General features: G+C 57.7%; 12 protein-coding genes and 2 pseudogenes. 7 read left to right on the forward strand and 7 right to left on the reverse strand.

What is annotated here, in order from left to right:
- Nucleotides 1-349 precede the first annotated feature (349 nt).
- The 5 genes and pseudogenes from MKleb_RS18165 to MKleb_RS18180 form a co-directional block, all read left to right on the forward strand.
- Entirely contained in the window at nucleotides 350-2,311 is a 1,962-nt protein-coding gene (locus tag MKleb_RS18165) for a sensor histidine kinase (RefSeq protein WP_224226562.1), read from the forward strand.
- A complete protein-coding gene (locus MKleb_RS18170; protein ID WP_025107770.1) occupies nucleotides 2,308-3,006 on the forward strand; it encodes a response regulator transcription factor in 699 nt (232 codons plus the stop codon). The genes MKleb_RS18165 and MKleb_RS18170 overlap by 4 nt, the downstream gene beginning before the upstream one ends.
- Nucleotides 3,007-3,372: 366 nt before the next feature.
- Nucleotides 3,373-3,447 (forward strand): annotated as a pseudogene (locus MKleb_RS29955) (small membrane protein); the annotation flags it as partial.
- A gap of 55 nt (nucleotides 3,448-3,502) precedes the next feature.
- Nucleotides 3,503-4,200 (forward strand): IS1 family transposase gene (locus tag MKleb_RS18175; protein ID WP_223274117.1). Its coding sequence is split into 2 segments (ribosomal slippage): nucleotides 3,503-3,752 and nucleotides 3,752-4,200, totalling 699 coding nucleotides; the frame shifts between segments, so codons are not numbered across the junction.
- A 53-nt stretch (nucleotides 4,201-4,253) separates the two neighbouring features.
- A pseudogene (locus tag MKleb_RS18180) lies at nucleotides 4,254-4,472 on the forward strand (transcriptional regulator); the annotation flags it as partial.
- A 296-nt stretch (nucleotides 4,473-4,768) separates the two neighbouring features.
- Here MKleb_RS18180 and MKleb_RS18185 read toward each other — a convergent pair.
- The 7 genes from MKleb_RS18185 to MKleb_RS18215 all read right to left on the reverse strand — a co-directional run bounded on the left by MKleb_RS18185 (nucleotide 4,769) and on the right by MKleb_RS18215 (nucleotide 12,457).
- Nucleotides 4,769-6,043 (reverse strand): dicarboxylate/amino acid:cation symporter, encoded by a 1,275-nt coding sequence (locus MKleb_RS18185; protein WP_004852509.1) that lies wholly within the window; start codon nucleotides 6,041-6,043, stop codon nucleotides 4,769-4,771.
- A 234-nt stretch (nucleotides 6,044-6,277) separates the two neighbouring features.
- Nucleotides 6,278-7,792 (reverse strand): ABC transporter substrate-binding protein, encoded by a 1,515-nt coding sequence (locus tag MKleb_RS18190; protein ID WP_025107772.1) that lies wholly within the window; start codon nucleotides 7,790-7,792, stop codon nucleotides 6,278-6,280.
- Complete coding sequence (locus MKleb_RS18195; RefSeq protein WP_014230084.1) at nucleotides 7,773-8,807, reverse strand: ABC transporter ATP-binding protein; 1,035 nt, start codon at nucleotides 8,805-8,807, stop codon at nucleotides 7,773-7,775. Before MKleb_RS18195 ends, MKleb_RS18190 begins: the two co-directional genes overlap by 20 nt.
- Nucleotides 8,807-9,781 carry an ABC transporter ATP-binding protein gene (locus MKleb_RS18200; protein ID WP_014230085.1) on the reverse strand — a complete coding sequence of 325 codons (975 nt, stop codon included), beginning with the start codon at nucleotides 9,779-9,781 and terminating at the stop codon, nucleotides 8,807-8,809. The genes MKleb_RS18195 and MKleb_RS18200 overlap by 1 nt, the downstream gene beginning before the upstream one ends.
- Complete coding sequence (locus MKleb_RS18205) at nucleotides 9,778-10,623, reverse strand: ABC transporter permease (protein ID WP_025107773.1); 846 nt, start codon at nucleotides 10,621-10,623, stop codon at nucleotides 9,778-9,780. Before MKleb_RS18205 ends, MKleb_RS18200 begins: the two co-directional genes overlap by 4 nt.
- Nucleotides 10,620-11,558, reverse strand: a complete 939-nt coding sequence (locus tag MKleb_RS18210; RefSeq protein WP_004852520.1) for an ABC transporter permease — start codon at nucleotides 11,556-11,558, stop codon at nucleotides 10,620-10,622. Before MKleb_RS18210 ends, MKleb_RS18205 begins: the two co-directional genes overlap by 4 nt.
- Nucleotides 11,558-12,457: a proline iminopeptidase-family hydrolase gene (locus MKleb_RS18215; protein WP_025107775.1), complete on the reverse strand. Its 900-nt coding sequence runs from the start codon at nucleotides 12,455-12,457 to the stop codon at nucleotides 11,558-11,560. Before MKleb_RS18215 ends, MKleb_RS18210 begins: the two co-directional genes overlap by 1 nt.
- A gap of 202 nt (nucleotides 12,458-12,659) precedes the next feature.
- Here MKleb_RS18215 and MKleb_RS18220 point away from each other — a divergent pair, with 202 nt between their 5' ends.
- Entirely contained in the window at nucleotides 12,660-13,412 is a 753-nt protein-coding gene (locus MKleb_RS18220; RefSeq protein ID WP_025107776.1) for a helix-turn-helix transcriptional regulator, read from the forward strand.
- Nucleotides 13,413-13,496: 84 nt separating this feature from the next.
- Nucleotides 13,497-14,393 carry a proline iminopeptidase-family hydrolase gene (locus tag MKleb_RS18225; protein ID WP_025107777.1) on the forward strand — a complete coding sequence of 299 codons (897 nt, stop codon included), beginning with the start codon at nucleotides 13,497-13,499 and terminating at the stop codon, nucleotides 14,391-14,393.
- Nucleotides 14,394-14,395 lie beyond the last annotated feature (2 nt).

Raw genomic sequence — 14,395 nt, forward strand, 5'->3', positions numbered from 1 at the left:
TATATGCGCTGATTAAATAATCTAATGCCAATTTTATATAGCTATCGCGTCAATTTATGGCATAACATCATAAACTCGTATGCTGTGCCTGAAATTTCAGGTTGCTTATTATGCACCTCCCTCCTACGTTAACGTTGATTGAGAATCTTCTTACAGCAGGTCTGGCCAGTTACCCGGCGTGCAGATAACGCTGGAATAATATCTGTGGCACCAGCAGAATGCTGCGTTGCCCGGCCCTGGACGTTTATTTCCCGAATGCGGAGGGGTACCTGTGCCTGCGGCAGCGTTCCTCTGCGTTTATACCGTCTGATTGATTAATCCATGCCACAAGGGGGCGTGATTGAATCGTTTGTGCGCTTTTTATGATCTTATTCGCAGGAGCCGCAGCGCGCATTTCTGGGCATGGTGCGGCGTCATTATCGCCCTGCAGATAGGGGCGCCAGCCCGCGCGGAGGTCCGCCAGTTGGGTATTGATATTCCGGTCTACTGGTACGCCGACGCCAGCGACACGCTGACCCTCAACGCCTTTCTTTCGCTCCCTGAAGAGGCGCTAAAAACGGCGCCGCTTATCCCGTCGTTCGGCTACTCGACAAAGGCCTACTGGCTACGTACTTCGCTCCCGGCGGCCTTATTTGCTGACGAACAGCGCTGGCTGCAGCTCGGTCCGTCGTTTGTCGATCGTTTGACCGTGTTTTATCGCCCCTACGGCAGCGATAGTCCATGGCGACAGAAAGAGTTTGGCGACCATGCGTCTGCCCGGGATAACGATCTCGACTACCGCGAAAGCGTACTGATTTTGCCGCCCCCGCCGACGGCGGCTGGCTACGAGATGGTATTCCGTCTCCAGAGCAGCAGCACCCTGATTCTGCTGGCGACGCTCTCCTCGCCGCAGGAGTTCGTGCGTTCGGCCACGCTCGATACCGCTTTCTGGAGCTTCTATTTTGGCCTGGCGGTAATTGCCAGCGGCATCGCCCTGTGGCTTGCCATCGCGCTGCGTCGGCGCCTGCTGTGGGGGATCTGCCTGTTCTCGCTAAACTATCCGCTCGTCGCGGCCCTGCATGGCTACCCGGAGTGGTTATTTGGCAGCGCCCTGCTGCCGGTTCAGGATTATATGATCAGCTGCCTGTCGCTGGTGAGCTACGCCACCGCGCTGTGGCTGCATAGCGAAGTTTTCGATCTCAAGAAAAATATGCCGCGGCTGCATCAACTGTTGCTGGCGGCGATCGGTTTAAACATCGTTCTGCAAATCAGTATTCCGCTGGGCTTTTACGGCCTGGCGATGCAGATAGAGGCCGGGATATTTTTTATCGCCGCCCCTATTCTGTTGATCACGTCATGGATGCTGTGGCGGCGCAAAGCGATTGATATCAATACGCTGCTGCTGGGGCTGCTGCCGCCGATATACGTCGTCTCCGCCGGGCTGGCGCTGCTCTCTATCCACGGCGTCATTCCGTTTCATAATGGGGTCTATTCCACCTGGCAGTACGCGCTGATTATTCATATCGTTACCGTCCTGATCATCGCCGTACTGCGGGTGCGGGCGGAAAACCGGACTCTGGTGCGCAAGCAGCAGCTGGCGCGAGAGCTACAGATTGAACGCGAGGCCAGCTTCCACCAGCGCCAGTTTATGGGAATGGTGGCGCATGAGTTCAGAACGCCGCTGGCGATCCTCCAGGCCGCGCTGGAAAACCTGCGCCTGTGCCCCGCAACGGTGACGCAGAGCTCGCGCCTCGACCGCATGCAGCGGGCGACAACCCGTCTGGTACAGCTTACCGATAATTGCCTGGCCGACGCCCGGCTCTCCTCGAGGGACCTGCACGCCGACAGGCAGGATGCAGCGTTGCTGCCGGTGATCTATATGGCCGCGACGGTCGTGGATCTTTCGCTTAACCATTATCTGGATGTCACCCTTGAGGGGCAAACTGTAGGTCCGGACTCCCCTTCACCGGTGCTGTTTATTGATAGCGGGCTACTGTGTATCGCCATCGCCAACCTGCTCGACAACTCGGTGAAATATGCCGCCTCCGGGGAGATAAGCATCGAGATTTATCTGCAGGAAAAACACGTGGAATTACGCATTGGCGATCGCGGTCCCGGCATCCCGCCTGAACAGGTCGAGCATATTTTCGAGCGCTATCGGCGCGGCGAAACGGATACCGCAACGCCGGCCGGGACCGGGCTTGGCCTGTATGTCGCCCGACAAATCATCCAGGCTCACGGCGGGGACCTGTGGCTGGCAGAGAACACGTCGGCCGGATGCAAATTTGCGCTCACGCTCCCGGTTAACGGACAGCAGAAGGACAAATCATGACATTACGCGTCGCAATCATCGAAGATAGCGCTGATTTACTCGACGAGCTGCTGGCTTTTCTGCGCCATCGCGGCTTCGATGCCTGGGGCGTGCGCAGCGCCGAAGCCTTCTGGCGGCAGCTGCATCGCGATCCGGTTGATATTGTGCTTATCGATATTGGCTTGCCGGGTGAGGACGGCTTTAGCGTGCTGGACTATTTGCACGAAATTGGCCAGTTCGGCCTGGTGGTGGTGACCGCCAGAGGGCATGAGCAGGATCGGCTCCAGGCCTTAAACGCCGGCGCCGATCTCTATCTCATCAAGCCGGTCAACTTTTCCGACCTCGCGGAGAGTATTCAGGCGCTTGGCTCCCGGCTTCGCCAGCAAAAACCGACGGAACGTATCAACCCGGCGCTATCAGCAGAGCGGCCAGCGCCGTCTCACTGGGTACTCCAGAACGAGCACCTTGTGGCGCCGTCTGGGCTGGCCCTGCCGCTCACGCAGCAAGAGTATCGGCTGCTGGAAGTGTTAATGCGTAACCGCAATGAGGTGTGCAGCAAGGTTGACCTGCACACCTCTCTGTTTACCGATGAAGGCGAACCGGAACTGCACCGAATCGACGTCGTGATCAGCCGCCTGCGCCACAAGGCCCGCCTTCATGGTATCACCCTGCCGATTCGCGCGATTTTTGGCAAAGGGCTGGCGTTTCTCTCCTGACCTTTCCCCGGCCGGCAGCAGCAGCGCTGCCGGTCTGTATCCCTCCATCCGCGCGGCGTCATTGCGAAGTTGTTTTCAGTTTTGCTGCTCTTGTTAATTTTTTTCAGTTTTTGAGAGGAATGAGAGAAATGAGACTGACAGCACATTAAGAATTTTCTTACATTGACATGGCGTCGTGAGCACACCGGCCCAAAGCGTCCCTGAGCAAACCGACTATTGCTGATCCAGCGATAGCTGAATTCAGGACGCTTGCCGTGCGCTTTTCGGCCGCGTATCGCGAGCACGGTTTAAAGAAGAGTATAAAAATATTCCCGTGCCGGCGAGGTACATTTTTAACACCTAAAATTAAGTTAAAGGATATCTATCATGGCCATGCAAACATGGTTAGCCTTATTGCTGTGCATATTTTGCCTTTGCGTGTCTGTTTACAGCCTTGTTTCCGGTAATGGTGCCAACTTACTGATTTAGTGTATGATGGTGTTTTTGAGGTGCTCCAGTGGCTTCTGTTTCTATCAGCTGTCCCTCCTGTTCAGCTACTGAAGGCGTGGTGCGTAACGGTAAAAGCACTGCCGGACATCAGCGCTATCTCTGCTCTCACTGCCGTAAAACATGGCAGCTACAGTTCACTTACACCGCCTCTCAGCCCGGTACACACCAGAAAATTATTGATATGGCCATGAATGGCGTCGGATGTCGCGCCAGTGCACGCATTATGGGCGTTGGCCTCAACACGATTTTACGACACTTAAAAAACTCAGGCCGCAGTCGGTAAACTCACGCATACAACCGGGCAGTGACGTCATTGTTTGCGCGGAAATGGACGAACAGTGGGGTTACGTCGGCGCTAAATCACGCCAGCGCTGGTTGTTTTACGCGTATGACAGGATACGGAGGACGGTTGTGGCGCACGTATTCGGTGAACGCACGTTGGCCACGCTGGAGCGTCTTCTTGGCCTGCTGTCGGCCTTTGAGGTCGTGGTATGGATGACGGATGGCTGGCCGCTTTATGAATCACGCCTGAAGGGAGAACTGCACGTTATCAGCAAGCGATATACGCAGCGCATTGAGCGGCATAACCTGAATCTGAGGCAGCATCTGGCAAGGCTGGGCAGGAAGTCACTGTCGTTCTCAAAATCGGTGGAGCTGCATGACAAAGTCATCGGGCATTATCTGAACATAAAACACTATCAGTAAGTTGGAGTCATTACCGTGAACTGCTTCCTCTGGCGCAGAGGATCGACTCGCCGCTAATTTGCACAAACTGCCCGCATAAGATGTTGTCCAAATCGCAGGTAGCCGTCGCCACCGGCATTATTCATGGCTTTGATATCGGTAAAATTTCTGCTCTCAACAAAGTCACCCCCAAAACCATCACCTGGCACAAAAGCAAAATTATGGAAAAATACAGCCTTAATAACAATTATGACTTTTTCCAGTTTATTAACTTATTAAAAGAACGCTGGTAAACGCGCGCACGCGCCATCGACGATCGGATTATGTACCGTAAAATTAAGAATTTGCTGGCTTGCGAGGAACGGGATTCCGAAAAAGATCGGTAAAATGAAAAACATCTACTCAGGCGTTACGGGCAGCGGGTAACATGACCCGGTTCCCTGGTATGAAAATACCGGAGCGTATTTTTATACAATAAAAAATGCCTCTACCAGGGAATCTGTTACTTCGTCACATTGCCCCTGGCGTGCCTGTCAGGGGCCTCTTTTTCTGCGCAAAAAGCGACCCCGTCAGAGAGGCCGCCCGACGATCAGGCTTGCGCCTGCTGAGGCGCGACTTCAGCCTCGGGTACCTCATTCTGCGACAGACCTTCATTTTTTGACAGCATCGCCGTCGCAATCCCGTTACCCAGCACGTTAATCGCTGAACGCCCCATATCGAGGAAATGGTCAATCCCCATCAGCAGTAAAATACCCGCCACCGGAATATTGAAGCTCGGGATGGTCGCCGCCAGCACCACCAGCGCCGAACGCGGCACCCCGGCAATCCCTTTCGAAGCCAGCATCAGCGTCAGCATCATCACGGTAATCTCGCTAAAGCTCAGCTGAATATTATAAGCCTGGGCGATAAACATGGCGGCAAAAGAGCAGTACACCATTGAACCGACCAGATTAAAGGAGTAGCCAATTGGCAGCACAAACGACGCGATATTACGCGAGCAGCCAAATTCCACCAGACGCTCCAGGGTCTTCGGATAGGCCGCCTCGGAGCTGCTGGTCGTGAACGCCACCAGCACCGGATCTTTGAGCATGTTCAGCAGGCGAAAAACCTCTTTTTTGAGCACCATATACCCCACCGCCAGCAGCACCGCGCTGGTCAGCAGAATCGCGACATAGTATCCGCCGATAAACGAGGCGTAATTAAGCAGGATCCCCAGCCCCTGCGAGGCGATAACCGAAGAGATCGCGGCGAAAATCGCCAGCGGCGCGACGTACATCACGTACCCGGTCACCTTCAGCATAATATGGGAAACCACGTTCAGCGCCGCCACCAGCGGGGCGTTGAATTTCTCCCCCAGCGATGCCCCGGCAATACCGAAGAACATCGAGAACACCACGATTTGCAGAATCTCGTTGTTGGACATCGCCTCGGTAATGCTGGTGGGGATGGTATGGGTCAGAAAGCCTTTCAGGCTCATCCCGCTCACCGCCAGCCCGGTATCCACGGACTCTTTCGGGATCGCCAGGTTCAAACCGGCGCCGGGATGCTCGAGGGTAACAATCACCAGCCCGACCAGAATGGAGAGAATGGACGAGGTAATAAACCACACCATGGCTTTACCGCCGACCCGCCCAATGGTCGCCGTTTCACCCAGCCGCATAATCCCCACCGTCAGGGTACTGAACACTAACGGCGCAATGACCATCTTAATCAGGCGCAGAAACACGTCGGTAAGCAGCGTAATGTTTTCTGACCATGCGGTAATGGTCGTTTGCCCGGCGTAAGCGTGGATGGCCGCGCCGGAGAGGATCCCCAACAGCATGAAGATGACGATGAACAGCGTGAGTTTGTTTGCACTTGCCACAAAAATTAACCCCTGATTTATTTAACGTGTTGTTTTTTAATGTATATATGTTTTATTTATTGGAATACATTAAACATTCACCACATAAATTGAATAAAAGCAGGCGGGGTTACAACTCTTTTTTAGTTTTTATAGTAAAAGTTAATGTGCTCGTTGATATGCATCAAACCGTGTCGCGCCGCCGGTAAGATGAAAAAGGCGCCGGCGTCAGAGGACAACCGGCGCAAAGAGGCATTAGTGTTTTACGGTATCCTCCAGGAAGAAACGTCCCAGCGGATTCTGATAAAAACCGTCGATATTTTTGCGGCTGACGTTGCGGTACGGGCTGTAATACAGATCGACCCAGTTCACGTCGGCCTTGGCCATTTTTTGCAGGTCGATATACATCTGCTCGCGCTTTTTACTGTCCATTTCAACGCGCGCTGCGGCCACCAGCGCTTTAACCTGGTCGTTATGATAGCGGGTCATATAGTTCATATTGGCATCGTGACCCAGCACGAAGGTGGTTTTCTGATCGGGGTCGAGAATATCGTTGGTCCAGTACATCACCGATATATCGTACTCCCCGGCCACCAGCATATCCCAGCTCTGGCTCGGGTCGACTTTTTGCAAATTCACCGTCACCCCGGCTTTTGCCAGCTGCTGTTGTAGCAAAATGGCAATTTGCTCATCGACTTCATCCCCGGCATTGACCACATAGTTCAGCTTCAGGTCGGCAGCGCCCGCCGCTTTCAGCATCGCTTTGGCCTTTTGCGGATCGTATGGCCGGCGAAGATTATCCTGATAGTGGTAAAGCGCTCCGGCGGGAATATAGGAATTGGCCACCTGACCGTAGCCAAAGGTCACGGTTTTCACAATCGCGTCTTTATCAATCGCGAAGTCCAGCGCCTGACGGACTTCCACCTTGCCCAGCGCGCCGTGAGAATGATTGATCAGCAGATGGTCCTCGCGAGTAGAAGGATCCAGCTCCACCTTCAGATTGGCATCCTTTTGTAACGATGCAATGCGCGAGAAAGGCACGGTCAGCGCAGCGTCAAGTTCGCCGGCCTGCACTTTCAGCATGCGGGTATTGTCGTCCGGAATGGTTAACCACTCCACGCCATCCAGGCTGACGTTTTTCGCCTGCCAGAAGTTCGGGTTCTTCACCAGTACGATCTTTTCTCCGCGCAGCCACTCTTTCACGCTAAACGCGCCGGAGCCCACGGGCTTTTCGGCAAACGCCTCTTCGCCTTCCGCCTTCATCGCCTGCTGGGAAATCACCGAAGCGTTCGGCAGCGCCAGCTGCGATAAGAACGGCGCTGAAGGCGATTTCAGCGTCACCACCAGCGTGCGCGGGTCCGTGGCTTCCGCTTTGGCAATAATGCTATAGGAATCCCGCCACAGCGAGCCTTCATCATCGCGGATACGGATCAGGCTAAACGCCGCATCGCTGGCGGTCAGCGGCGTACCGTCCGAGAACCGGGTTTCGCGAATTTTGAAGGTATAGACTTTGCCATCCGGGGAAATCGTCCAGCTCTCGGCCACGCCCGGCTCCAGCTTCGTCCCGCTTTTATCCACCCGCACCAGCGGGTCAAAGACGTTGGAAAAGACCCAGTTATCCGCATTTTGCGCCGATTTTATCGGGTCAAACGTGGTACTGTCCTCCCGGCGGCCAATGGTCAATACGCCGGCCGCCTGAGCTATTTCACTCACCACGCTGAGCGCCAGAAAAACGCTCGCCGCCAGTAACTTAATCTGCCTGTGCTTCATCAAAAGATCCCCCAGTTAAAGGAAAAACGGTCTCATCGCCCGCGAGGTTGAGCACGCAGGCATAAGCGCGATCGGCAATCTGCCGGGTTGGTGGTGGTGCGCCGGTGCGGCACTGCACCTGCGCATAAGGGCAGCGCGGATGAAATGCACAGCCTTGTGGAACGGCTACGGGACTGGGCGGCTCGCCCCCCAGCAAATTTTTCGGCAGCGGTTTATCCGGGTCGATTTCCGGGATCGCCGAGACCAGCGCGGCGGTATAGGGATGCAGCGGTCGAGTGAAGACCGCTTCTGCCGGCCCCTCTTCCACAATTCTCCCGAGATACATCACCGCAACGCGATCGCAGAGTCGCCGCACAATCGCCAGATCGTGGGCGATAAACAGAATCGCCAGCCCCATCTTTTCCCGCAGATCCATCAGCAGGTTGACGATCTGTCCTTGAATAGAGACGTCCAGCGCCGCGACGCACTCATCGGCCACGATCAGCCGCGGCTCCATGGCCAGCGCTCTGGCAATACCGACGCGCTGGCACTGGCCGCCGCTTAGCTGAGACGGTTTCGCGCTGGCCTGCTGCGGACGCAGGCCGACCAGGGTGAGCAGTTCCGCAACCCGCAGCGCTTCCTGCCCGCGCGGGACTTTCTGATGCACGCGCAGCACCTCGGAGATGCTTTCTCCTACGGTCTGCCTGGGATTCAACGAGGCATAGGGATCCTGGAAAATCATCGCGCTTTGCTGGCGCAGACGGGCAATATCGCTGGTTAAGCCATGGGTAATGCGCTGTCCGGCGAACCGCACCTCGCCATCGGCAACCCGTTCAAGCTGTAACAGCGCTCGGCCAAGCGTGCTCTTACCGCTGCCGGATTCGCCGACAAGGCCCAGCGTCTCGCCAGGAAAGATCTGCATCGTGACCCGGTTTACCGCGTGTACGACCCGCTTCGGCCGCCAAAGGCCGCCGGAAACCGGGAAGGTGACGCAAAGATTATCGGCCTCAAGCAGCGGCCAGCGAGCGTTAACCATTATCCCTCCTGCCGTGCTGGCAAAATGTGATGGCAGGCCACCGCGTGGCTATGGCAATCCTGCCCGTAACGCAGCAATGGCTGGCTCTGACACGCCTCATCAGCGCGGCGGCAGCGCGGGTGAAAGCGACACCCTGATGGGAAGTGGTCGGCGCTGGGCGGCTGGCCGTCGATGATCGTCAACCTCCCCTGCCCGCCTTCGCTGGCCGGCTGACAATCAATGAGCCCGCGGGTATAGGGATGCAGGGGCCCGCCAAGCACTTCGCGTTTGCCGCCCACTTCACACAGCCTGCCGCCGTACATCACCGCAATCCGGTCGCAGGTTTGCGCCACCACCCCGAGATCGTGGGTGATCATAATGACCGCCAGCCCCAGCTCGGCGCGCAGATCGCTGAGCAGGCGCAGAATCTGCATCTGCACGGTGACATCCAGCGCGGTGGTCGGTTCGTCGGCAATCAGCAGCCGGGGTTCCGGCGCGAGGGCAACGGCGATCATCGCCCGCTGGCGCATGCCGCCGGAAAATTCGTGCGGATAGCTATTGAGCCGATTCTGCGGGTCCGGGATACCGACCTGGCGCAGCAAGGCCAGCGCATCCTCCCGCGCCTGACGGCGGTTTGCCGCAAAGTGAAGGCGGCGACTTTCTGCAATCTGTTCTCCAATGGTCATCACCGGATTGAGATGGCTGGTCGGGTTCTGGAAAATCATACCGATTTCCCGGCCGCGCACCGCCGACATTTGCCCTTCGCTGAGGGACAAGATATCCCGGCCGTCCAGCAGAACCTCACCGCCGGTAATCCGCAGTCCGGCCCCCGGCAGCAGGCGCATCAGCGCCCGGCAGGTCACGGTTTTTCCCGACCCGCTTTCGCCAACCAGCCCAAGCATCTCCCCGGCTTCAAGCGTTAACGAGACGTTATCCACCAGCGCGACATCCTCGCCGCGCATGACCGTCAGCTGATTTACCTTCAGCAAGCTCATACGCGTTCCCCTAGCTTATCGCCCAGCCCATCGGCCAGCAGGCTGAAGCCCATCGCCAGCAGCACGATGGCAAGCCCCGGAAAGGTGGTTATCCACCATGCGGTAGTGATAAAGCTCTGCCCTTCGGCCACCATAATCCCCCATTCGGCGGTAGGAGGCTGCACGCCGAGCCCGAGATAGCTCACCGAGGCCCCGTTCAGCAGCACCAGAACGCAGTCGGACATCGAAAAAATGATGGCTCCGGTTAGCGCATTGGGCAGCAGATGGCGGAACAAAATCCGCAGATGGCCGTAGCCCAGACTGCGGGCCGCCAGAATAAAATCGCGCTGTTTCAGCGTCAGTACCTGAGCGCGTACCAGCCGGGCGTAGGAGACCCAGCCCACCATCGCCATCGCCATATAAAAGCTGCTCAGCCCCGGCCCGAGGATGGCGATAATCGCCAGCATCAGCACCAGAAACGGAAAGGCCAGCACGATATCAATAACCCGCATCACCAGCGCATCGGCCACGCCGCCGATATAGCCCGCCAGCGCCCCCAGGGTGGTGCCGAGCATAAAGGGGAACAGGACCCCCAGCAGGCAGATTTGCAGATCGACCCGCGCCCCCCACAGCACGCGGGAAAAAACGTCGCGGCCAAAGTTGTCGGTACCGAAGAGATGCGCGCCGCCCGGCGGCAGCAGGCTGGAAGAGGCGTCCTGGGCAATCGGATCGAACGGCGCTATCCACGGCGCCAGACAGGCGACCAGTAGCCATAGTCCGACTATCGCCAGCCCGGCGAAGAGCGCCTGCTGACGCGGGATCGCCCGCTGACGCAGGCGGAAAAAGGTCGCTATCGCCTTCATAGTTTTATCCTTGGGTCGAGGGCCACGGTCAGAATATCCGCCAGCAGGCTGACCGCCACGGTGGCAAGGGCAAAGACCATTACCACGCCCTGCACCACCATGTAGTCGCGGCTAAAAATCGCCTTAACCAGCAGCTGTCCGAGGCCGGGGATAGCAAACACGCTTTCAATCACCACCGTACTGCCTATAAGCCAGCCAATATTCACCGCCAGCAGATTGATGGTCGGCACCAGCGAGTTCGGCAGCACGTGCCGCCAGAAGATACGTCTTTCCTGCTGCCCGCGCGCCCGGGCCGCCACCACATAGTCGCTATTCATCTCCATCAGCAGGCTGGCGCGCAGGTTGCGAATCAATACCGCCGACAGCGCCAGCGCCACGGTCAGGCACGGCAGAACCATATGGTGCAGCTGGTCTAAAAAATCGCTGCCGTAGCCGGAGACCGGAAACCAGCCAAGCACGATACTGAACAGCAGAATCAGCATGATGCCGAGCCAGAATGCCGGGAATCCGAGCCCGGCGGTCGTAAACAGACGAATCAACCGATCGGCGAGACGCCCGCGCTGGCGTGCGGCTATCGCCGCCAGCGGCACCGTCAACGCTACCGCCAGCAGAACGCTGCCGAGCACCAGCCACAGCGTCGGTTCCAGCCGCGAGGCAATCAGCTTCAGGGTATCCACCCGGTATACAATCGACTTCCCCAGCTCGCCCTGCAGCAGGTTGCGCAGAAAATAGCCGTACTGAACCCACAGCGGTTCATCAAGGGCAAACTGCGCGCGAATGCGGGCCAGCGCCGCCGGCGTGCTGCGCACCCCCAGCAGAATACGCGCCGGATCGCCGGGGATCGCGCGCACCATCATGAAGGTGATCAGGCTGATACCCAGCAGAACCGGCAGCAGCTGTAGCGGGCGAAAAAGCAGAAAGCGGTAACGATGCATTAACAGCCTCCCGCGTCGCGCTGGCGCGCCAGAAAATCGAGCAGCACCGGGTAGTAAGCCTGCGGCTCTTCGTAAAACGGCATGTGGCTGCTGTTGGCAAAAATGGCTATTTCAGCGTTCGCCAGCCCCTGCTTCATTTTCAGGGCGCAGGCGGGCGTCAGTTCATCGTGCTGGCCGCTGGTGATCAAACAGGGCACACGGATTGACGCCAGCTCAGCGCTGCGGTTCCAGTTTTTTAAATTACCGGTATAGAGGAATTCGTTCGGCCCCTGCATGGTGATATACGGGCCCATATTCCAGTCCCCAAGCGAGCGGATAACCGGCTCTGGCCAGACGTCAAGGCGGCACACGTGACGGTAATTCAGCAGCGTAATCGCCGCCTGATAGGCCGGATGGTCTAGCCAGCCGAGCGCTTCGTAGCGCTGCATCATCGCGACGGTTTCTGGCCCCAGCGCCCCGCGCATCTGGTTCAGCTCCTGCACCAGATGCGGCATATCGGCGACGGTGTTTTCCAGAATCAGCGAGCGAATTGCGCCAGGATGGTGCAATGCCACTTCAATCGCCAGCCATCCGCCCCACGAGTGACCAAGCAGATGCACCTGACCAAGGCCCAAAGTCCGGCGGACGGTCTCCACTTCACGCACATAGCGCGCCATCGTCCACAGGCTGGCGTCATCCGGCCGGTCGGACTTTCCGGTCCCCAACTGGTCAAAGGCGATCACCCGATAGCCGTGCTGTTTCAGACAAGCGTGGGCTTCACGCAGATAGTCGCAGGGCAGCCCCGGTCCGCCGTTGAGGCAGAGAATGGTCTCATCGCCGTCGCCAAACTGATAGGCCACGACGTTATAGCCTTCCACCGCAATGTTATGGCACCGGTCGGGCGCTATTTCGCTCCACATGGTCTATTCCTCATCGTCGATGGTAAGAGGGTTGGGGTCTGTCTTAACGCTAACGGCAACCCCGGACGCTGAACAGTTAGCAAAAATACTAGTTTTGCGCCGCGCCGGAACGGCACCGGAATTGCATATCTTTGGGCCAGCTACTGACGGATTTGCACAAATCGTGCCCGTCGCAGGTCTCGTTTTAGGTGAAGGGGGTTATATGCGACTGGAGTTTGACCACCCCGGCAGCGCGCGGGCGGCCAGCCTGGATGACGCATTCAGCGGGCTTTTTCAGCACACCCGGAGGTTGGGATTTGAGGCGGTGATTTACGATTACACGCCGGTTCCGTGTTCTCTGGAAGGAGAACTGATTACGCCCTCGCTGCTGAAAACGTTCAACGTGCCGGAAGATATGCGCCAGCTATGGTGCGAGCGCGGATATTACCAGGTGGATCCGGTACAGCACTGCGCGCTCGAGAGCTGCGCGCCTTTTGTCTGGTCCTATCAACGGCCGGACAGCAGCATGCTGCGCGGGAGGCTGGACAATCATCCCACCGCGGTCACCGACTATATGCGCGAACACAATATGCCCTGCGGCGCGACGGTTCCCCTGCATCTCCCCAACGGAGGGTTCGTGACCCTCACCGGCATCCATACCGGCCAGCGTCAGGAGCGGGAAATCAGCGCCACCCTGGCGCAGCTGATGCTGCTTGCCTGGCAGTTTCAGGAGTCCGCCTTCCCGCTGTTCGACAGCACTATGCTCACCTGCCGTCACGTCAAGCTGAGCAACCGCGAGCGCGAATGTCTGGCGTGGTCCGCCGAGGGGCTTACCGCCAAAGAGATCGCTCGCAAGCTGCATCGCTCGGTGGCGACGGTGACGCTGCATCTCAATACCGCGGCCAAAAAGCTGGGCGCCAGCAACCGCGTGCAGGCGGTGGTCCGCGCCCTGCACTACCGTCTGCTCGACAGCTAAGAACTAGCATTTTTGCTAGTGTTCAGCCGCGGTTGCCAGCCTTTACCCTGAAAGCCGGTCCACTTAGCAGGGTAAAGATGATTCATGTATACCATCCGCGAAGGTTACGCCCCGTTTCGGCACTATCAAACCTGGTTTCGCGTTTGCGGCGATATCGATAGCGGACTCACGCCGCTGGTCGTCGCCCACGGCGGGCCGGGGTGCACGCATGATTACGTCGATGCGTTCCGCGATATCGCCCTCAGCGGGCGAGCGGTGATCCACTACGATCAGTTAGGCAACGGGCGTTCAACCCATTTACCGCAGCAGCCCGCCGACTTCTGGCAACCGGCGCTGTTTCTTGACGAACTGGCTAACCTGCTGCTGCATCTCAATATTGCCGATAATTACGCCCTGCTCGGCCAATCTTGGGGAGGTATGCTCGGCGCGGAGCACGCCGTGACGCAGCCAAAGGGGTTAAAGGCGCTGATTATCGCCAACTCCCCGGCATCGATGGCGCTGTGGCTGCAGGGGGCGGCAAAGCTGCGGGCGCAGCTGCCCGCCGACGTCCAGCAGACGCTGCTGGACCATGAGGCGGCAGGAACGCTGGACAGCGCGGAATATAAGACGGCAAGCGCTGTATTTTATCAACGCCACGTCTGTCGGCTCGATCCCTGGCCGGCGGAAGTGCGGCGCACCTTCGACGCCATGGATGCCGACCCGACGGTTTATCACGCCATGAATGGCCCCACCGAATTCCACGTTATCGGCAGCATGAAAGCGTGGACGATTATCGACCGCCTCGCGCGCATTACGGTTCCGGTTCTGCTGCTTTCCGGGCGCTACGATGAAGCCACGCCGGAAGTGGTACAACCCTTTATGGACCATATCTCCGGCGCCGAGTGGGTCATTTTTGAAGCCTCGAGCCATATGCCGCACGTCGAAGAGCGCGAGCTGTGCATGAAGACGGTGAACGACTTTTTAGGCCGAGCGATACCATAAAA

Origin of the sequence: Klebsiella sp. PL-2018 (assembly GCF_019048985.1) — a bacterium.
Classification (GTDB): Bacteria; Pseudomonadota; Gammaproteobacteria; order Enterobacterales; family Enterobacteriaceae; genus Klebsiella; species Klebsiella michiganensis.